The 18,715-nt window shown below is 70.1% G+C and carries 21 protein-coding genes, 1 tRNA gene and 1 other RNA gene; 11 read left to right on the top strand and 12 right to left on the bottom strand.

The annotated features are described in order from the left end of the window. Positions 1-74 precede the first annotated feature (74 nt). The gene (fabA, locus tag BM430_RS19280; RefSeq protein WP_093568866.1) at positions 75-632 is read right to left on the bottom strand and encodes a 3-hydroxyacyl-[acyl-carrier-protein] dehydratase FabA; all 558 of its coding nucleotides are present in this window, start codon (positions 630-632) and stop codon (positions 75-77) included. A 232-nt stretch (positions 633-864) separates the two neighbouring features. On the opposite strand from fabA, the gene irrA reads away from it, so the two are divergent. The 3 genes from irrA (at position 865) to BM430_RS19265 (ending at position 2,971) form a co-directional block, all read left to right on the top strand. After that, positions 865-1,365 carry an iron response transcriptional regulator IrrA gene (gene irrA / locus BM430_RS19275; protein WP_093568865.1) on the top strand — a complete coding sequence of 167 codons (501 nt, stop codon included), beginning with the start codon at positions 865-867 and terminating at the stop codon, positions 1,363-1,365. Between the two features lie 236 nt (positions 1,366-1,601). After that, positions 1,602-2,375, top strand: coding sequence for a thiazole synthase (locus tag BM430_RS19270; RefSeq protein ID WP_093568864.1), 774 nt, complete (start codon positions 1,602-1,604; stop codon positions 2,373-2,375). After that, a complete protein-coding gene (locus BM430_RS19265; RefSeq protein ID WP_093568863.1) occupies positions 2,372-2,971 on the top strand; it encodes a thiamine phosphate synthase in 600 nt (199 codons plus the stop codon). The genes BM430_RS19270 and BM430_RS19265 overlap by 4 nt, the downstream gene beginning before the upstream one ends. A gap of 12 nt (positions 2,972-2,983) precedes the next feature. Here the strand turns inward: BM430_RS19265 and BM430_RS34090 are convergent, their stop codons facing one another. From BM430_RS34090 to BM430_RS19250, 4 genes are all read right to left on the bottom strand, one after another. After that, a complete protein-coding gene (locus BM430_RS34090) occupies positions 2,984-3,931 on the bottom strand; it encodes a hypothetical protein (protein WP_143132072.1) in 948 nt (315 codons plus the stop codon). A gap of 123 nt (positions 3,932-4,054) precedes the next feature. Then, positions 4,055-4,140: transfer RNA gene (locus BM430_RS19260), tRNA-Leu, on the bottom strand. Between the two features lie 79 nt (positions 4,141-4,219). Continuing rightward, positions 4,220-5,437 (bottom strand): FAD-dependent oxidoreductase, encoded by a 1,218-nt coding sequence (locus BM430_RS19255; protein ID WP_093568918.1) that lies wholly within the window; start codon positions 5,435-5,437, stop codon positions 4,220-4,222. 30 nt (positions 5,438-5,467) lie between these two features. Beyond that, the gene (locus BM430_RS19250) at positions 5,468-5,725 is read right to left on the bottom strand and encodes a zinc-finger domain-containing protein (protein ID WP_093568862.1); all 258 of its coding nucleotides are present in this window, start codon (positions 5,723-5,725) and stop codon (positions 5,468-5,470) included. Between the two features lie 176 nt (positions 5,726-5,901). On the opposite strand from BM430_RS19250, the gene BM430_RS19245 reads away from it, so the two are divergent. From BM430_RS19245 to radC, 3 genes are all read left to right on the top strand, one after another. Further along, a complete protein-coding gene (locus tag BM430_RS19245) occupies positions 5,902-6,228 on the top strand; it encodes a DUF456 family protein (RefSeq protein WP_093568861.1) in 327 nt (108 codons plus the stop codon). Positions 6,229-6,314: 86 nt separating this feature from the next. Beyond that, on the top strand, positions 6,315-7,145 hold the full coding sequence (gene map, locus BM430_RS19240) for a type I methionyl aminopeptidase (protein WP_093568860.1): 831 nt from the start codon (positions 6,315-6,317) through the stop codon (positions 7,143-7,145). Positions 7,146-7,284: 139 nt separating this feature from the next. Next, entirely contained in the window at positions 7,285-7,920 is a 636-nt protein-coding gene (gene radC / locus BM430_RS19235; RefSeq protein ID WP_244539560.1) for a RadC family protein, read from the top strand. Between the two features lie 258 nt (positions 7,921-8,178). Here radC and BM430_RS19230 read toward each other — a convergent pair whose 3' ends face one another. From BM430_RS19230 to ssrS, 5 genes are all read right to left on the bottom strand, one after another. After that, positions 8,179-9,192, bottom strand: coding sequence for a peptidoglycan -binding protein (locus tag BM430_RS19230; RefSeq protein WP_093568858.1), 1,014 nt, complete (start codon positions 9,190-9,192; stop codon positions 8,179-8,181). A 7-nt stretch (positions 9,193-9,199) separates the two neighbouring features. After that, positions 9,200-10,234 (bottom strand): MotA/TolQ/ExbB proton channel family protein, encoded by a 1,035-nt coding sequence (locus BM430_RS19225; RefSeq protein WP_093568857.1) that lies wholly within the window; start codon positions 10,232-10,234, stop codon positions 9,200-9,202. Positions 10,235-10,381: 147 nt separating this feature from the next. Beyond that, entirely contained in the window at positions 10,382-11,203 is an 822-nt protein-coding gene (locus tag BM430_RS19220; RefSeq protein WP_093568856.1) for a TIGR00282 family metallophosphoesterase, read from the bottom strand. An 8-nt stretch (positions 11,204-11,211) separates the two neighbouring features. Next, entirely contained in the window at positions 11,212-11,802 is a 591-nt protein-coding gene (locus BM430_RS19215) for a 5-formyltetrahydrofolate cyclo-ligase (protein ID WP_093568855.1), read from the bottom strand. A gap of 10 nt (positions 11,803-11,812) precedes the next feature. Next, positions 11,813-11,970: non-coding RNA, 6S RNA (gene ssrS, locus BM430_RS19210), on the bottom strand. Positions 11,971-12,326: 356 nt separating this feature from the next. On the opposite strand from ssrS, the gene BM430_RS19205 reads away from it, so the two are divergent. After that, positions 12,327-12,746 (top strand): MAPEG family protein, encoded by a 420-nt coding sequence (locus BM430_RS19205; protein WP_093568854.1) that lies wholly within the window; start codon positions 12,327-12,329, stop codon positions 12,744-12,746. 43 nt (positions 12,747-12,789) lie between these two features. Here BM430_RS19205 and BM430_RS19200 read toward each other — a convergent pair whose 3' ends face one another. Beyond that, a complete protein-coding gene (locus BM430_RS19200) occupies positions 12,790-12,978 on the bottom strand; it encodes a hypothetical protein (protein WP_093568853.1) in 189 nt (62 codons plus the stop codon). Positions 12,979-13,119: 141 nt separating this feature from the next. Here BM430_RS19200 and BM430_RS19195 point away from each other — a divergent pair, with 141 nt between their 5' ends. The 3 genes from BM430_RS19195 (at position 13,120) to BM430_RS19185 (ending at position 16,608) form a co-directional block, all read left to right on the top strand. Then, entirely contained in the window at positions 13,120-14,406 is a 1,287-nt protein-coding gene (locus BM430_RS19195) for an RsmB/NOP family class I SAM-dependent RNA methyltransferase (RefSeq protein ID WP_093568852.1), read from the top strand. A gap of 150 nt (positions 14,407-14,556) precedes the next feature. Next, a complete protein-coding gene (locus BM430_RS19190; RefSeq protein WP_093568851.1) occupies positions 14,557-15,570 on the top strand; it encodes an alpha/beta hydrolase in 1,014 nt (337 codons plus the stop codon). 105 nt (positions 15,571-15,675) lie between these two features. Continuing rightward, positions 15,676-16,608, top strand: a complete 933-nt coding sequence (locus BM430_RS19185) for an alpha/beta fold hydrolase (RefSeq protein WP_093568850.1) — start codon at positions 15,676-15,678, stop codon at positions 16,606-16,608. 66 nt (positions 16,609-16,674) lie between these two features. Here BM430_RS19185 and BM430_RS19180 read toward each other — a convergent pair whose 3' ends face one another. Next, positions 16,675-16,911, bottom strand: a complete 237-nt coding sequence (locus tag BM430_RS19180) for a hypothetical protein (RefSeq protein ID WP_093568849.1) — start codon at positions 16,909-16,911, stop codon at positions 16,675-16,677. Positions 16,912-17,071: 160 nt separating this feature from the next. Here BM430_RS19180 and guaA point away from each other — a divergent pair, with 160 nt between their 5' ends. Then, positions 17,072-18,628: a glutamine-hydrolyzing GMP synthase gene (guaA, locus tag BM430_RS19175; RefSeq protein ID WP_093568848.1), complete on the top strand. Its 1,557-nt coding sequence runs from the start codon at positions 17,072-17,074 to the stop codon at positions 18,626-18,628. Positions 18,629-18,715: the final 87 nt, after the last annotated feature.

Below are 18,715 nucleotides of genomic sequence, written 5' to 3'. Positions count from 1 at the left end.
CGGGCCTCTGTCGGCCCGCTTTTCCGTGCGGCGGGCCGGATCGCCCGCACGGTGACGGGCGTGTCGGCGCAGGCTCAGCCGCCCGCGGCCGGGGTGGCGGCCTGGAACAGGCCGACGCGCAGGTCCTGCGCCTCGTAGATGCGCCTTCCGTCGGCCTCGAGCCAGCCGTCGGCGATCCCGAGGACCAGGCGGCCCTGGCGCACGCGCTTGAGATCGACGCCGTAGACGACCTTCTTGACGCTGGGCAGCACCTGGTCGCTGAACTTGACCTCGCCGACGCCGAGCGCCCGGCCGCGGCCCGGCGAGCCGAGCCAGCCGAGATGGAACCCGACGAGCTGCCACAGGGCGTCGAGGCCGAGGCAGCCCGGCATCACGGGGTCGCCGTGGAAGTGGCAGGGGAAGAACCAGAGGTCGGGCCGCACGTCGAGCTCGGCGAGCACGTGGCCCTTGCCGTGGGCGCCGCCGTCGCGGCCGATCGAGGTGATGCGGTCGAACATCAGCATCGGCGGCAGCGGCAGCTGGGCGTTGCCGGCGCCGAACATCTCGCCGCGGCCGCAGGCCAGCAGGTCCTCGTAGGAGAAGCTCGAGGGCCGGCTCGGGGCGGCGGGGGCGGAGGTCTGGTCGGCGGACATGAGCGGGGCGACATCCTCGTCGAAGGGGCGCTGACCCTCCGGCAGAGGCCGGGGGCGGCGGGGTGGCGCCTCGTTAACACAGCGCCCGGGACTGTTCAAAGCCGGCCGAAGGCCATAGTCTGTAACGCTTCTGATCTGCGCCTCAACGGCCGTGGTCGGGTTGCGGCGGGGGGATGGGCGGCCTATAACGAGCGGTAACATTGCCGCCGTCCAACGAGTCGTAGTTCCGCTGATGAACGACCTGTCGCCCCTGCGCGCCGTCCTCGGCGCCCGCGTCCCGGCCCTCGAGTCCGGCGCCGCCGGCCAGCGGCGCGGCTGCCCGCTCTCGGACCTTCGCGACCGCCTGCGCCGCGCGGGCCTGCGCCCGACGCGCCAGCGCCTGTCCCTCGGCTGGCTGCTGTTCGGCAAGGGCGACCGGCACCTCACCGCCGAGATGCTGTACGACGAGGCGATGCGGGCCAAGGTCCCGGTCTCGCTGGCGACCGTCTACAACACCCTGCACCAATTCACCGAGGCCGGCCTGCTGCGCCAGCTCGCGCTGGACGGCTCCAAGGCCTATTTCGACACCAACCCGAGCGAGCACCACCACTTCTTCCTGGAGGAGGAGGGCCAGGTGCTCGACATGCCGGATTGCGGCATCACCGTCGATTCGCTGCCCCAGGCCCCCGAGGGCATGGAGATCGCCGGCGTCGAGGTGATCGTCCGCCTGCGCCGCCGGGGCGGCCGGGCCTGACCGCACCCGCACCGTGACGTTTGCGAGGGCCGCGTTTCCGACAAGGGGACGCGGCCTTTTCGTCATGAGAGGCCGGTGCCGGCACGCGGGCGCATCCCCATCTTGAGCCGGACGCAGGGCCGCGACGGGGCGGGCCCGGTCGTCTGGCGCCTGAGCCCCGCATCGGACGAACCCGCGTGCGAGCGAGATTGCCAGATCCGGCCGATCCTGCGCCCGACGCCATCCGGAGGAACCCCATGACCCACGACGACCCGTTCGTCATCGCCGGCACGACCCTGTCCTCGCGCCTCCTCATCGGCACCGCCGGCTACCCGACGCAGGCGATCATGAGCGAGGCGGTGCGGGAGAGCGGCGCCGAGGTGGTGACGGTCTCGATCCGCCGCATCTCGCTCCACGGCCACGGCTCCGACACGGTGGCGCGCCTGAAGGGCGCCCGCTTCCTGCCCAACACCGCCGGCTGCGAGACCGCCCGCGACGCCGTGATGACGGCGGAGCTGGCCCGCGAGGCGATGGGCACCAACTGGATCAAGGTCGAGGTGATCGGCGACCGCGAGACGCTCTATCCCGACGTCGCCGAGACGATCGAGGCGACCCGCCAGCTGGTCGATGCCGGCTTCGTCGTGCTGCCCTACTGCAACGACGATCCCGTCGTGTGCAGCCGGCTCGCCGATCTGGGTGCCGCCGCGGTGATGCCGATGGGCTCGCTGATCGGCTCCGGTATGGGCGTCGCCAACCCGGCGAACCTCGAACTGATCTGCCGGCGCTCGCCCGTGCCGGTGATCGTGGATGCGGGCATCGGCACCGCCTCCGACGCGGTGATCGCGATGGAGCTGGGCGCCGCCGCGGTCCTCCTCAACACCGCCGTCGCCAAGGCCGACGATCCGGTGCGGATGGCCCGCGCCATGCGCCACGCCGTCGAGGCCGGCCGCCTCGCCCATCTCGGCGGCCGCATCCCGCGCCGCGGCCGCGCCGAGCCGTCGAGCCCGCAGCTCGGCCTCGTCGGCTCGTGAGCCTCCCCGCCCGCCTGCTGATCGTCACCGATCGGCACGGCTGCCCCGAACCCCTGGCCGACCGCGTTGCCGCCTGCCTGAGCGCCGGCGCCCGCTGGATCTGGCTGCGCGACCGCGACCTGCCGGCGCCGGAGCGGGCGGCGTTGGCCGAGACTTTGGCCGGGCAGATCGCGCGGGTGGGCGGAGCGCTCACCATCGGGCGCGACGTAGAATTGGCGGCGCAGGTGGGGGCGGCGGGCGTCCAGCTCGGCGCAGCGGCGGATGTGGCGGCCGCCCGGGCGCGGCTGGGGCGGGGGGCGCTGCTCGGCGTCTCGGCGCATTCGCTCGGCGATGTGCGGGCGGCGCGGGCGGCGGGGGCGGATTACGTGACCTTGAGCCCCATTTTTCTCACCGCCAGTAAGCCGGGGTATGGGCCGGCTTTGGGGTTGGGGGTGTTGCGCGAGGCGGCAGGAGTGATGCCGGTGGTGGCGCTTGGCGGTGTCGACACGATGACGGCGCCGTTCTGCCGTGAGGCAGGTGCAGCTGGTGTGGCGGTGATGGGGCTAGTGATGAGGCCGCAGGGCTTAGAATTTTCTTCAATTTCAAATTTAGATTAAATAATAGGAATTTTATTTCCTGGTTTTTAGATGGGTGGCAGTTGATTTTCTGATACGTGTAGAAAGATGCTTCCTTCCATAATTCTTAAGTGACGAATTTTTTGAGAAAAAATTATCTAGGAACTTTAATGCATCTGGGACTACATAAGAATGTTTTACTGTATGGCCTTCGTCATCTATTATTCCTAAAACTAATCCCGCTACGGTATCATCTTTTCCTAAAAGATTGCTATAATCTGCGATGGCAGAATGCAGTATAGATGACACTGAGCTTTTTCTTGTAGCAGATATATTTCTGACGTGACAATGAATATCCCAAATAAGCTCTATATATTTTCTTATAATGTATATTAAATCGACAGAACCTCCCATTGCATCTATATCCTTAATTGTCGAAGATTTAAATTTTCCATCATTTTTTAATATATCGGAGATCATTTCGAGTCCTATATAGGACTCAAAAAGCGTAAGATCGCTGATCGCTACTTTGCTGGAGCCGATACTCCATTTATGGATTGGAAAGCCTCTATGTTGCACATAATTTCTAAGCGCTTCGATAATTCTATACTCCGGATTGTTATCATAGATAACATTTCTAAAGAATTTATACGATTTTTGTTCATCGGAGCACTTTCCGAATATATCGCATATATGATGATCAGTATGATCCAAGTAGGTTCGACATGATGTCAAGACGTTGATTATTCTTCTATTGAGAAGATTTCCAATATTCCAGAAATAATCGTAAGATCTATCGCTAAATATCATATCTCTCGCAGCTACATGGGCAATTTCGCGTTCAAAATCAAGCTGGTTCTCAAGCAAAAGATCATATTTTTCTTCGATAGCAGTGAGATTGGTGAGGTTTTCACGAGCAATCAAAATTGCTTCGTATCGATCTTTGTCGATGACAAGTTCGGGATTTTCATCAAGTATCAATTGGAATAACGCGTAACGCATGGAGCCTCTCATTCTATATAAATAATATGGAATCCAAAAATTTGCAAAATAAACAACTATGAAAATTACAGTGATACAATTGGTAATTTCTTAGAAAATACACATATCGAATATAGTTGAAGATGGTGCGGACGGCGGGACTCGAACCCGCACGACCAGAGGTCGCAAGATTTTAAGTCTCGTGCGTCTACCGATTCCGCCACGTCCGCGAAGGGCGCTGCCCTGCCGATCCGGGTTAGCCGGGGGCGGGGCGCAGATCAAGGCCCCGCGATCGGATCGCGAGAAAGCTTATGCCGGCCCGAGCGGGCGCCAGCCGTAGAGCCAGGCGTAGCGCTCGGTCATCTGGACCGGGCCGAGGCGGCCCATCACCGCATCGCGGGCGGCGGCGATCAGGGGGCCGGCGTGGTAGACGCGGCCGTTGCGGCGGGCATGCGCCTGGATGGTCGCCACGCGCTCGGCCCGGGCCTTGGCGTAGCGGGACAACGCTGCCGGCACCGGCTGGCCGGGGACGAGGCAGGCGGCGAGCACCGCGGCATCCTCGATCGCCAGCGCGGCGCCCTGCGCCAGGAACGGCAGCACCGGATGGGCGGCGTCGCCGAGCAGCGCGATCCGGCCGCGGGCCATCGGGCGGGCCGCCGGCCGGTCGACCAGGGACCAGACCAGCCAGGATTCGGGCCGGGCGAGGAGACCCGCCAGCGATGGGGCGGCGTCGGCGAAGGCGGCGCGCAGGCGGGCGGGCTCGCCGCTTGCGCCCCAATCCTCGCTGCCGCTCTTGTCCGGCACCACGGCGACGAGGTTGAGCCGGCGCCCGCCATTGATCGGGTAATGCACCACGTGCCGGCCGGGGCCGAGCCACAGGCCGGTCTCGTCGGCGAGGAAGTCGGGCGGCACCGCCTCGCGGGGGAGGGTGGCGCGCCAGGCGGCCTCGCCGCGGGGGCGCAGGGGGCGCCGGTCGAGACTGGTGCGCAGGGCCGAGCGCACGCCGTCGGCCGCCACCACGAGGTCGACCTCCAGGGTCTCGCTGCGGCCGCCGTCGCTGGCGAGGGTCAGGGTGGCGCGGGCCGCGCTCTCCTGAACGGCGGTGACGGCGCGCCCGATCAGCAGGCGGATGCCGGGCCGGCCGCGGGCGGCCTCGAGCAGGATGGTCTGGAGGTCGGCCCGGTGCACCACCCAGTAGGGTGCGCCGAAGCGCTCGCGCATCGCCTCGCCCAGCGCGATCTCGCCGATGTCGCGGGCATTGGTCAGCCCGCGGATCCGCACCCGCGCCGGCTCGCCGGCGACGCGGCGCAAGGGCAGGCCGAGGCCGAGATCGGTGAGGATCCGGCTCGCGTTGGGCGAGAGCTGCAGGCCGGCTCCGACCTCGCTGAAGGCGGTGCGGCGCTCGACGAGGGTCACGTCGTGCCCGCGGGCGCTCAGGGCGAGCGCCGCCGTGAGCCCGCCGATGCCGGCCCCGACGATCGCGACGCGCAGGCCCGGCCGGTCCGGGACCGGACGGTTCCCCGGCAGATGGCCGGGTAAGTGGCTGGGGGGCAAGGCTTACTCGGCGGCGAGGCGGGCGCGGTCGTCCCAGACGCTCGAGGCCGGGTTCGCCGTGCCGGCCTTCAGGGACGGCTTGTAGCGATACAGGGTCGAGCAGTACTGGCAGATGATCTCGTGGTCGGCGCCCATGTCGAGGAAGACATGGGGATGGTCGAACGGCGGCAGCGCGCCGATGCACATGAACTCCTTCGAGCCGACCTCGATGACCGGAACGCCGTCCTGGTTGTGGAAGTGCGGGACCGCCTTGTCTGCCATCGCCTCAGAGTTCCTGCCTTGAGCGGGGCCTGATGCCCTCGGGATATCGGGTTCTCCTAGCCCCTCGGGGCCGCCGCGCCTAGGGGGCCGGCCGGGACTGACGGCCTCCGCCGCCGTTTGGTCACGGTCTTGCGACATCGGGGCGCCGGACCCGCAACAACCCGAGAGGATCGCCCGTGACCCGCTTCCTGCCGAGGCTCGCCCTCCTCGCCGCCCTGACGGTGCTCGGCGCCCCCGCGGCGCAGGCCCAGAGCCGCACCGTGGTCGGGGCGGGCGCCGGCGCGGTGGCGGGTGCCCTGGTCGCCGGCCCGATCGGCGCGGTGGTCGGCGGGGTCGTCGGCGCCGCCTGGGGCGAATCGGGTCGGCGCCCGCGCCGGGCCGCCCGCCGGGTGCGGCGCCACCACGCGGCGCGGCAGGCTGAGTCGCGTCCCGTCACGCGGGTGGCCCAGCGGGTGCCGGCCGCCGCGCCGGCCCGGCCGCGCGCCTGGGTCGACCCGCGCTAGAGCCCCCTTCGTCCTTGGCATCCAAGCCGGAAACGCCTACATCGAGGCATCCGGTTTTCAGCGCCAGCGCATCTTTCGGGCCCCCGATGAGTCGTGACGAGCAGAGTGCGGTCAAGGATGGCCGCCGGCAGGAGCCGCCGATCCACGGCCCCGAGGCCTTCGAGGCGATGCGCAAGGCCGGCCGGCTGACCGCCGAGGCCCTCGACCTGCTGATGGAGGCGGTGGCCCCCGGCGTCACCACCGAGGCGCTCGACCGGCTCGCCTACACCTTCGCGATGGATCACGGCGCGTATCCCGCCTCGCTGCACTACCGCGGCTATCCGAAGTCGATCTGCACCTCGATCAACCACGTCGTCTGCCACGGCATCCCGAACGACAAGCCTTTGCGCGAGGGCGACATCGTCAACCTCGACATCTGCCTGATCGTCGACGGCTGGCACGGGGATTCGAGCCGCATGGCCTATGTCGGCGAGGTGCCGCGCAAGGCCGCGCGCCTGTGCGACATCACCCACGAGGCGATGATGCGCGGCATCGCGGCGATCAAGCCCGGCGGCACCACCAACGACATCGGCGCGGCGATCCAGGCCTTCGCGGAAGGAGAGCGCTGCTCGGTGGTGCGCGATTTCTGCGGCCACGGCCTCGGCCGCACCTATCACGACGCGCCGACCATCCTGCACTACGTCGAGCCGAGCTACAGCGTGACTCTGAAGCCCGGCCAGTTCTTCACCGTGGAGCCGATGATCAATCTCGGCCGCCCGGCGGTGAAGGTGCTGGCCGACGGCTGGACCGCCGTGACCCGCGACCGCTCGCTGTCGGCCCAGTTCGAGCACACGGTGGCGGTGACCGAGACGGGCGTCGAGATCTTCACCCTCTCGCCCAAGGGGCTGGACAAGCCGCACGACACCGCCGCCGCCTGACGGCTCGGTCCAGTCCGGCCCGGCCGTGACCCGCCCGCCCCGCACCCGTCCCGGTTTCGCGGAGGCCGGCGGTTCCGCGCCCGAGAGCAAGACCCCGGAGAAGGCGGAGGAGCCGCATTACCACGGCCACCGCGACCGCCTGCGCGCCCGCTTCGCGCAAGGCGACACGCTGCCCGATTACGAGTTCCTGGAACTGGTGCTGTTCCGTGCCATCCCGCGCCGGGACGTGAAGCCGATCGCCAAGGCGCTGATCGCCCGCTTCGGCAGCTTCGCCGAGGTGATCAGCGCCTCGCCGGAGCGGCTGCTCGAGGTCGACGGCATCGGTCCTGCGGTCGTCACCGATCTCAAGATCATGGAGGCGGCCGGGCGGCGGCTCGCCCGCGGCGCGGTGGCCGAGCGCACGCTGCTCTCGTCCTGGGCCGCGGTGATCGATTATTGCCGGGCCGCGATGGCGTTCGCGCCGCGGGAGGAGTTCCGGCTGCTCTTCCTCGACAAGCGCAACCGCCTGATCGCCGACGAGGTGCAGGGGCGGGGCACCGTCGACCACACGCCGGTCTATCCGCGCGAGGTGGTGCGCCGGGCGTTGGAGCTCTCCGCCACCGCCCTGATCCTGGTCCACAACCACCCCTCGGGCGATCCGACCCCGTCCCAGGCCGACATCAAGATGACCCGCGACATCGTCGCGGTGGCCGGGCCGCTCGGGATCGTGGTGCACGACCACATCATCGTCGGGCGGGACGGCCACGCGAGCTTCCGCGGGCTGAAGCTGATCTGAGACAACGACCCTTGTACGGTTCTAAAACAAGTAAAGCGCGGGATCCCCTCTCCCGAGTGGGAGAGGGGTTGGGGTGAGGGTGATACGCTTCAGGATTGGGCAATTACCGTTGAGCTGCCAGCACAACGGACTGAGCTTTCTGCGGAAGCGTGTCACCCTCACCCCCGGCCCCTCTCCCACTCGGGAGAGGGGAGCCGCGCCTTACCTTTGTTTGGATAGATCAGGCAGAAGCCGTCTGAAACCGGCGACGCATCGCCCCTAGCGCTCCGTCAGCTTCATCTCGATCCGCCGGTTGCGGGCATAGGCCTCCTCGGTCGTCCCGGCCTCGAGGGGCTGGAACTCGCCGAAGGCGCCGGCGAGCAGGCGCTGGGGCGGAATGCCCTTGCCGACGAGATACTGCACCACCGCGATGGCGCGCGCCGCCGAGAGCGCCCAGTTCGACGGGAATTGCGACGAGGCGATCGGGCGCGCGTCGGTGTGGCCGTCGACCCGCAGCACCCATGGGATGTCGGCCGGGATCTGCCGGTTGAGCTCGACGATCGCGCCGGCGATCCGGTCGATCTCCGGGCCGGCCTCCGGCTTCAGCACCGCCTGGCCGGCGGAGAAGAGCACCTCGGATTGCAGCACGAAGCGGTCGCCGACGATGCGGATGTCCTGGCGGTTGCCGAGGATCTGGCGGAGCCGCCCGAAAAAGTCCGAGCGGTAGCGCGCCAGCTCCTGCACGCGCTGGGCGAGCGCCACGTTGAGGCGGCTGCCGAGATCGGCGATGCGGGCCTGGCTCTCGCGGTCGCGGGTCTCGGAGGCGGCGAGCGCATCCTCCAGCGCCGCGAGCTGCTGGCGCATCGCCGAGATCTGCTGGTTGAGGAGGTCGACCTGGCTCATGGCGCGGGCGGCCGCGCCCTTCTCGGCCTCGAGCTGGCGGCCGAGTTCGGCGGCCTTGCCCTCCGCTCCCTGGCCGGTGGCGAGGAGGCCTTGCAGGCGCTTGCGCTCGGCCTCGGAGCCGGACAGGTTCGCCCGCAAGCCCGCGGCGGTCTCCTCCAGCGCGCGCTTGCCGGAGCGCTCCAGGGCGAGCAGGTCGGTGAGCTCGGAGATCTGGCGGTTCAGCCGCTCCAGCACCGTGTCGCGGCCCGACAATTCCTGCGACAGGAAGAACTGGCCGGTGACGAAGATCGTGAGCAGGAAGACGACCGAGAGCAGCAGCGTCGTCAGCGCGTCGACGTAGCCGGGCCAGACGTTGAAGGTGCGGTCGCGCCGGACGAGGCGGCCAGCCATCAGAGGCTCACTCCACCTTCTCCCGGGCGAGGCGGTCGAGCACCTGCTTCAGCTCGCGCTCGCGGGTCGCCTGCGCCTCGACCCAGTCGCGGATCATCTGCTGCTCGGCGCGCATGTGCTGGACGAGGCCCTGGATGCCCTCGGCGAGGTTCGCCATCGCCTGGGTGCTGGACCGGCTGTGCGAGGTGCTGTCGCCGACGAGGGTGCCGAGCCGCGTCATCGCGTCGGCGATGTCCTTCAGCACCGCGTCGTCCTTCGCGGGCTCGGGCGGGCGCGGCGCGGCGGCGAGCGCGGCCGCCGCCGGCACCGTGACGGGGACCGGCACCGGCGCGGGCGCCGGACCCGCGGCGGTGACGAGCCAGTCCTCCAGTTCGTTGTAGAACCGGGTATGGGCCTGCCCCGCCTGGAGGTCGAGGAAGCCGATCACCAGCGAGCCGGCGAGCCCGAACAGCGAGGCCGAGAAGGCGAGGCCGATGCCGGAGAGCGGCACCGCGAGGCCGCTCTTCAATTCGTCGAACATCACCGCCGCGTCGCCGCCGCCGGCCCGCATCGAGCGGATCACCCCGCCCACCGCCGAGAGCGTGTCGATCAGGCCCCAGAACGTGCCGAGGAGGCCGAGCAGGATCAGGAGGCCGCCGATGTAGCGCAGGATCTCGCGGCCCTCGTCGAGGCGGGATGCCACGGTGTCGAGGAGCGGCTGGAACTGCCCTTGCGGGTGTGGCCGGCCGGCCCGCGCCTCGCGGAGCGCCGGCGCGAGCGCGCTCAGCACCCGCGGGGTGCCGGGCTCCGCGGCGCCGGCGGCGGTGCGGTTGGCGAAGCGCACCTCGCGGAAGAGGCGCTGCACCTGCCCGAAGGCCATGATAATGGCGATCAGGGTCGCGCCGAGGATCAGGCCGTTGAGGCCCGGATTGGCCATGAAGGCCGGCACGATCTGGCGATAGAGCACGAAGGCCAGGAAGCCGGCCAGCGTCAGGAACACCACCATGCGGATGAGGTAGATCCGCGGCGACGTCAGGGGAGGGGACGCAGCGCTCGCCGCCATCGCGGGCCGTACTCACTGTCGCGGGCGAGGCTTCGTCCGCAGGCTGCACTGGTCGGCCCCGGCGAAACGACGTCGCCGGGACCCGACGGCACTGTGCCGGGAGCCGCCGGGCCGATCAAGCCGGAGCAGTACGGGGTCTCGAGGGATTCAGTCCCAGTGTTGCGGCCAGGTTTCCTCGAGATGCGGCCCGAGGCGGACCGGGCTCACCCGGCGGGCGAGGCCGGTGGAATCGTCGGTCTCGACCGCGAGGCCGCACAGGGTGCCCTCGCCGGTGGCGGCTTCGAGCCGGCTGCCCGGCGTCTTCTGCAGGAAGCGGCGCACCGGCTCGTCCTTCTGCATGCCGAGCACCGAATCGTAGTCGCCGCACATGCCCACATCGGACATGTAGGCGGTGCCGCCGGGCAGGATGCGGTGGTCGGCGGTCGGCACGTGGGTGTGGGTGCCGACGACGAGGCTCGCCCGGCCGTCGAGGAACCAGCCGAAGGCCTCCTTCTCGCTCGTCGCCTCGGCGTGCACGTCGACGATCACCGCGTCGGCGGCGTCGCGCAACGGGCAGGCGGACAATTCGCGCTCGGCCGCCGCGAAGGGATCGTCGAGGGGATCGAGGAAGATCCGCCCCATCACGTTGACGACGAGGATCCGGGCGCCGCTCCGGGTCTCGACCACGGTGGCGCCGCGGCCCGGGGTGCCGGGCGGGTAGTTCGCCGGGCGCACCAGCCGCGGCTGCCGGACGATGAAGACCATGGCCTCGCGCTGGTCGAAGGAATGGTTGCCGAGCGTCACCGCGTCGGCGCCGGCATTGATCAGCTCGTCGCAGATGCTCTCGGTGATGCCGAAGCCGCCGGCGGCGTTCTCGCCGTTGATCACCACGCAGTCGAGGCGCCAGCGCTCGCGCAGGGCCGGCAGGCGCTCGCTCACCGCCAGGCGGCCGGGCCGGCCGACGACGTCGCCGAGGAAGAGGAGGCGCATGGCGGGGATCAGTCTCCGGTGGGGTGGATGAAGCCCGCCTCGGTCACGATCCCGTCGAGGGCGCGGTCGTGCGGGCCGGCCGGCACGAGGGGAATCTCCTGGGCAGAGAAGGCGATGCCGAGGGCGAGGGTGCGCCCCGTGGCGTCGAGGCGGGCGAGTGCCCGGTCGTAATAGCCCTTGCCGTAGCCGATGCGCTGGCCGCGCCGGTCGAAGGCCGCGAGCGGCACGAGGAGCACGCGGGGCTCGACGACGCCTGAATCGGGCCCGGGCTCGCTGAGGCCGAAGCCGCCGGGGCTGAGCGCCGCGCCCTCGGCGGCGAGGCGGAACACGAGGCCATCGGGCGTGACCTGCGGCAGGGCCACCGCCTGACCGCGGGCGCGCAAGAGCCCGATCAGCGGGCGCACGTCGACCTCGCTGCGGATCGGCCAGTAGGCCGAGACCAGCGCGGCCGTCGCGATCTCGGGGAGGGCGAGGACGATCTCGGCGATGCGGCGGGAGGCTGTTTCACGAGCCTCGACCGCCAGCCCGTCCCGCCGCGCCAGGGCCGCCTTGCGCAAGGAAACCTTGTCTGGAGAAGCGGGGGAACCGTCGATCGTCATAGAAGTCCAGCGCGGAGCCACGAGAGCCGTTGGAGAATCGATCCCGGGAAACCTACGAAGTAGGTGGGCGCCGTAATGCCCCGGTCCACGGACCAGGGCAGTGACAGCTCCCGAGGGAGTCGATAAGGCCCCGGGGATATTGTCTCCTGACGAGAACCGCAGCCCCGCCGACCTCATGTAGCGCCGCGGAGGCGGTTGCGAAAGGGGGCGGGCGGGGGGATTTGGGGCGACGTGCGAGGGGGACGTTTCGGCACGCTCACACGTCGACCGGTTCTCGATGGCGAGGACGACGAGAGGTCGTTAGGGTCGTACCGCTCCGCGTCATCCCGGAGCTCACCGAAGGTGAGAACCCGGGATCCATGACCGCCGACCATCGCGAACGCAGCTGGAGCGTCCCGTTTCGTCTTGCATCGTCAGCGGTTATGGATCCCGGGTTCCGCTGCGCGGCCCCGGGATGACCCGGAGGGTGTCATGACCGAACCAACAGCCGACGCGAACAGTCTCACAATTTGCTTCAGGACCCCATGACCCCGAAAGCCATCCTCGCCCCCGTCTTCGTCCAGGTCCTGCTGACCTTCGGTCTGCTGCTCTGGACCGGGCGGGTGCGCTTCGCCGCGGCCAGGGCGGGGCAGGTCAAGCTCAAGGATGTCTCGCTGGCTGAGCGCAGCTGGCCCGTCCCGGTGCAGCAGGTCTCGAACGCCTTCGACAACCAGTTCCAGCTGCCGGTGCTGTTCTACGTCGTGACCGCGCTCGCCCTGGCGACCGCCCAAGCCGACACCCTGTTCGTCGGCCTCGCCTGGCTGTTCGTGCTGACCCGGCTCGTCCATGCGGGGATCTACGCCACGAGCAACGTGGTGATCCGGCGCTTCCAGGCCTTCCTCGCCGGGGCCGTCGTCCTGATGGCGATGTGGCTGGTCTTCGCCGGGCGGATCCTCCTCGCCTGAAGGCGGCTGCTCGCCATCCCGTCGCGAGGAGGGTAAGGGGCACTCAGTATCGCGGGGCCCGCGGCGGCGGGTTGCCGTATTCGAGCTGCGTCTTGGCGTCGTAGGGCCGGGGCGGCGGCGGGGTGAGGTCGACGGCCGGCGCCGCCGGGGCGGTGGCGCAGGCGCCGGCCGCCAGCGCGATCAGGCCGGCGAGACTCACGGCGAGGGCGGACGGGATGGAACGACGGATCATGGATGCAGGTCTCCGGCTCTGCGGATGGAACGGCCAAGGTGTCGGGGCGGTCGGAGCCGAAAGCTTGGCCGTGATGCGCCGGTCCCGCGGCGCGAACCTGGCCTTTTCACGACCGGCCCTTTCACGGTCGGTGGTCTCCCGATGACCCCCGGCGCCCGCCTCTCCGCCGCCATCGAGGTCCTGGCCGACATCGCCGAGCGCCGCCGCCCGGTGGCCGATGCCCTCAAGGATTGGGGTCTCGCCCACCGCTTCGCCGGCTCGGGCGACCGCGCCACCATCGCGACCCTGGTCTATGACGCGCTTCGCCGGCGCGCCTCCGCCGCCTGGATCATGGGCGAGGACAGCCCGCGCGCCGTGCTGATCGGCTCGCTGCGCCTGCAGCGGGGGCTCGCCGCCCGGACCGTCGCAGAGCTCTTCACCGGCGAGCGCTTCGCGCCGGCCCCCCTCACGGAATCCGAGCGGGAGCGGCTCGAGACCGGGACGCTGAGCCACGCGCCGGTCCACGTCGCCGGCGACGTGCCGGAATGGGTGGTGCCCTCGCTCGCCGCCGCGCTCGGCGACGACCTCCTGCCCGAATTGCGGGCGCTCGCCCGCCGGGCGCCCCTCGACATCCGGGTCAACACCCTGAAGGCGACCCGCGACGGAACGCGCGAGGCGCTCGCCCATCTCTCGCCCGAGCCGACGCCGCTCGCGCCGGACGGGTTGCGGGTGCCGCTCGGCGAGGACGGGCGCGGCCCGGCGCTCCACGTCGAACCGGAGTTCCTGGACGGCTGGTTCGAGATCCAGGACGAGGGATCGCAGCTCGCCGCCCGCCTCTCAGGCGCGCGCCCCGGCATGACCGTGATCGATCTCTGCGCCGGCGGCGGCGGCAAGACCCTGGCGCTCGCGGCCCTCATGAACAACCAGGGCCGGCTGATCGCCACCGACGGCGACCCGCGGCGCCTCGCCCCGATCCACGAGCGCCTGCGCCGGGCCGGCGCCGAGGCCGAGGTGCGCACGCCCCGCGGCGGCAAGGGCCGCCCGGACGTGCTGACCGACCTCGACGGCACCGCCGACCTCGTCCTGGTCGACGCGCCCTGCACCGGCGCGGGCACCTGGCGGCGCAACCCGGACGCCAAGTGGCGCCTGCGCCCCGGCAGCCTCGCGACGCGGGTGGCGGAGCAGGAATCGGTGCTCGACCGGGCCGCGCGGCTGGTGCGGCCGGGCGGGCGCCTCGTCTACGTCACCTGCTCGCTCCTGCCGGAGGAGAACGACGCGGCGGTCGCCGGGCTCGCCGGGCGGCGCGACGACCTGACGCCGCGGCCTCTCGACCTGCCGGCGGAGGTCGCGTCGAAGGTGCGCCGCACCGCCCACGGCATCCAGATGAGCCCGGAGCGCACCGGCACCGACGGCTTCTACGTCGCGCTCCTGGAGCGCGGGGCCGGCTGACCCTGGGACGGGCGCGGCCCGGTACTTTTCTGCCGTGCATCCGCGGCAGCTTGGCTTATGCATGCAGGCGAGGGGTCGTCCCGCCGGCACTCCCTGAGCCGGCGAGACTCGGGATCGGTTCGGGGTCTTCGAGAGTATCGGACGGTCGGCATGGCGCTGCATCGCAGGACGTTGCTCACGGGAGCCGCCCTCGCCCTCGCGCCCGCCGCTCGCGCGCAGGAGCGGCCGATGGGCCAGGAGGATACGTCTCAAGCCAAGCCCCCGAGCCATGACGCGCCGCCCGACACCGCCCCCGGTGCCGCCCTGGAGGTGATGCGGCTCTGGCCCGGCAAGCCGCCGGGCGGCGGGGGGCCGGGACCGGACGCGCCGCGCTTCGACGAGAGCCGCGAGGGCGTGGTCACCGGCGTCGCCGAACCCTGCCTGCTGGTGATGCGCCCCGCCCGCTCGACCGGGACCGCGATGGTGATCGCCGCCGGCGGCGGCTATCGCCGCATCGATCTCGGCCACGAGGCGGTGCCGGTGGGGCGCTGGCTCAACACGATGGGCGTCACCGCCTTCGCGCTGGTCTACCGGCTGCCCGGCGAGGGCTGGGCGGCGGGGGCCGACGCGCCGATCCAGGATGCCCAGCGGGCCGTGCGCCTGGTGCGGGCCCGGGCCCGGCGCTACGGCTACGAGCCGAACCGGATCGGCGTGATGGGCTTTTCCGCCGGCGGCCACCTGATGGGGGCGGCGAGCACCCGCTTCGCGTCCGCCCTCTACCGGCCCGTCGACGAGGACGACGCGCTCTCGGCCCGGCCCGACGTCTCGGCGCTGATCTACCCGGTCATCACTCTCAAGCCCCCGTTCGACCGCACGTCGAGCCGCCGCGTCCTCGTCGGCGAGAGCCCGACCCGCGTCGCCACCGACGCCTACTCGGTCGAGACCCACGTGCCGCCCGAGACCCCGCCGACCTTCCTCGCCCAAGCTGCCGACGATCCCATCGCGGTCGTCGACAATTCCCTCCTGATGTTCGCGGCCCTGCGGGCCGTCGAGGTGCCGGTGGAGATGCACCTGTTCGAGCGCGGCGGCCACGGCTTCAACCTCGGCGTGCCGGGCTCGCCGGCGGCGGCCTGGCCGGGCCTGTTCGCGACCTGGGCGCGGCGGCGCGGCTTCATCCGGGTGTGAGAGACCGGATTTTCGAATGATCGCGGGTGACCAGGGTCAAGTGGCCATACTGGGTCTTCCAATCCCGATTGACACGGCTTCCGGCCCGATCCCATCATCCTGCCCGTGACCGACACATCCCCCGACCCGAACCTCTCCGCCCCGCTCGCCCATCTCGAGGGCGACACCCCGCCGGCCCCGTCCTGGTTCCGGGACGCCGTCGCGGTCGCGCCCGAGACCGGGCGCCTCACCGTGAAGGGTGCGGCCATCGAGACCCTCGCCTGGGGCGAGCGCGGCCGGCCGGGGCTGATGCTGCTGCACGGCAACGGGGCGCATGCGGGCTGGTGGCGCTTCATCGCGCCGTATCTCGCGGAGCATTACCGGGTCGCCGCCCTGTCCTGGTCCGGCATGGGCGGGTCGGACTGGCGCGAGACTTACGACCTCGACACCTTCGCCGACGAGGTCGAGGCGGCCGCGGAGGCGACGGGGCTGTCCGCGGCCGGAGCGCCCGTCATGGTCGGGCATTCCTTCGGCTGCTTCCCGATGCTGACCGAGGCGGGCCGGGAGGCGGGGCGCTGGCGCGGCGCCGTGATCGTCGACCCGCCGATCTTCTCGCCGGAGCGCCGCACCGGGCGCCGGCGCGAGGACGGCCGCTTCGCGCCCCACCGGATCTACCCGACCCTGCAGGCGGCTCTGGCACGGTTCCGCTTCGCGCCGATGCAGCCCTGCGACACCCTCTACATCGCCGACCTCATCGCGCGGGAATCGCTGCGGGAGGTGAATGGCGGCTGGAGCTGGCGCTTCGATCCCTCGATGTGGGCCCGCCTCACCCTGCCGGACCGGGCTGAGATGGTGCGCGGGGCGCTCTGCCCGCTCGCCCTGGTGACCGGTGCCCGCTCGGACCTGATGCGCCCGGCCGACGCGGCCTACGTCCAGGGCCTGCTGCCGCCGGGTTCGCCGAGGGTCAACCTGCCGGAGGCCTATCACCACGTCATGGTCGACCAGCCGCTCGCCTTCGTGGCCGCCCTGCGGGCGCTGCTGGCGGTCTGGCCGTCATAGACAAACGAAAAGGGCGGCCCCCGCCGGGGGCCGCCCTCTCGAATCACGTCGGACGCGCAAGCGCGCTCAGAAGCAGCGGCGCACCTTGCGCACCACCACCCGGCCGAACGGACCGCGGGTGCGGGTCACCTGGACCGTGCAGCGCGGGCCGCGGCGGACCACCCGGCGGGTGACGTACTGCGCCTGCTCGATCGAAGCGGCGGGCGCGACCGTGTTGCCGGAGGCGACCGGCAGGGCCGAGGCCGGCGCGAGGCTGAGGCCCATGGCGAGGGTGGCGGCGATCCCGAGGACGATGGCTCGCATGGCGAGGCTCCCTGTCTGGTGGGTTGGGGGTGCCTCACTCGCCGTTAGCGCATGAACATCCGGTTAATGCCGGGAACGCGGCCTCAATGTCGTGAACGCACCCGGGATCCGCGGTCCGGCGCGTTGCGCGAGGCCCGAGCCTCGTCTAACTCATCGTCGCATGACGACCGAGCACGACAAGATCCTCATCATCGATTTCGGCAGCCAGGTGACCCAGCTCATCGCCCGACGGGTGCGTGAGGAGGGGGTCTACTCAGAGATCGTGCCGTTCCAGGCGGCCGAGGCGGCCTTCGCGGCGATGAAGCCGCGGGCGGTGATCCTGTCGGGCGGGCCGGAATCGGTCACGGTCGAGTCCTCGCCGCGGGCGCCGCAAGGCGTGTTCGAGGCCGGCGTGCCGGTGCTCGGCATCTGCTACGGCGAGCAGACCATGGCGGCGCAGCTCGGCGGCGAGGTCGAGGGCGGGCACCACGCCGAGTTCGGCCGCGCCGAGGTCGAGATCATCGCCGACAGCGCGCTCTTTCGCGGCGTCTGGCACGTCGGCGAGAAGTATCCGGTTTGGATGAGCCACGGCGACCGGGTGACGAAGCTGCCCGACGGCTTCACCACCGTGGCGATCTCCCCCAACGCCCCCTTCGCGGCGGTGGCCGACGAGGCGCGCCAGTTCTACGCGGTGCAGTTCCACCCCGAGGTGGCCCACACGCCCCACGGCGCGCTGCTCATCCGCAACTTCGTGCGCGACATCGCCGGCTGCACCGGCGACTGGTCGATGGCCGCCTTCCGCGAGGAGGCGATCGAGCGCATCCGCGCCCAGGTCGGCGGCGCGAAGGTGCTGTGCGGCCTCTCGGGCGGCGTCGATTCGGCGGTGGCGGCGGTGCTGATCCACGAGGCGATCGGCGAGCAGCTCACCTGCGTCTTCGTCGATCACGGCCTGCTGCGCCAGGGCGAGGCCGAGGAGGTGGTCCGCCTCTTCCGCGACCACTACAACATCCCGCTCGTCCACGTCGAAGCCTCCGACCTGTTCCTCGGCGAGCTCGCCGGGGTCACCGACCCCGAGGTCAAGCGCAAGACGATCGGCCGCCTGTTCATCGACGTGTTCGAGGCCGAGGCGAAGAAGATCGGCGGCGCCGACTTCCTGGCGCAGGGCACGCTCTACCCGGACGTGATCGAGAGCGTGTCGTTCACCGGCGGTCCCTCGGTGACGATCAAGAGCCACCACAATGTCGGCGGCCTGCCCGCCCGCATGAACATGAAGCTCGTCGAGCCCCTGCGCGAGCTGTTCAAGGACGAGGTGCGGGTGCTCGGCCGCGAGCTCGGCCTGCCCGAGGCCTTCGTCGGCCGCCATCCCTTCCCGGGTCCGGGCCTCGCCATCCGCTGCCCCGGCGAGATCACGGGCGAGAAGCTCGATGCGCTCCGCAAGGCAGACGCGATCTACCTCGAGGAGATCCGCAAGGCCGGGCTCTACGACACGATCTGGCAGGCCTTCGCGGTGATCCTGCCGGTCAAGACCGTCGGCGTGATGGGCGACGGGCGGACCTACGACCACGTCTGCGCGCTGCGCGCCGTCACCTCGGTCGACGGCATGACGGCGGATTTCTATCCCTTCGACATGGCGTTCCTGGGCCGGGTCGCGACCCGGATCATCAACGAGGTCAAGGGCATCAACCGCGTGACCTACGACATCACCTCCAAGCCCCCCGGCACGATCGAGTGGGAGTGATACCAAATCCGGAAGATCACTTCCGGATTTGGTATCACAAGCCCGCGCGGCGCCTGAGCGAAGCCGAAATCCGCATTGCGAAGCAAT

Origin of the sequence: Methylobacterium sp. 174MFSha1.1, assembly GCF_900116815.1 — a bacterium.
Classification (GTDB): Bacteria; Pseudomonadota; Alphaproteobacteria; order Rhizobiales; family Beijerinckiaceae; genus Methylobacterium.
This window is presented reverse-complemented; position numbering and strand designations above follow the sequence as displayed.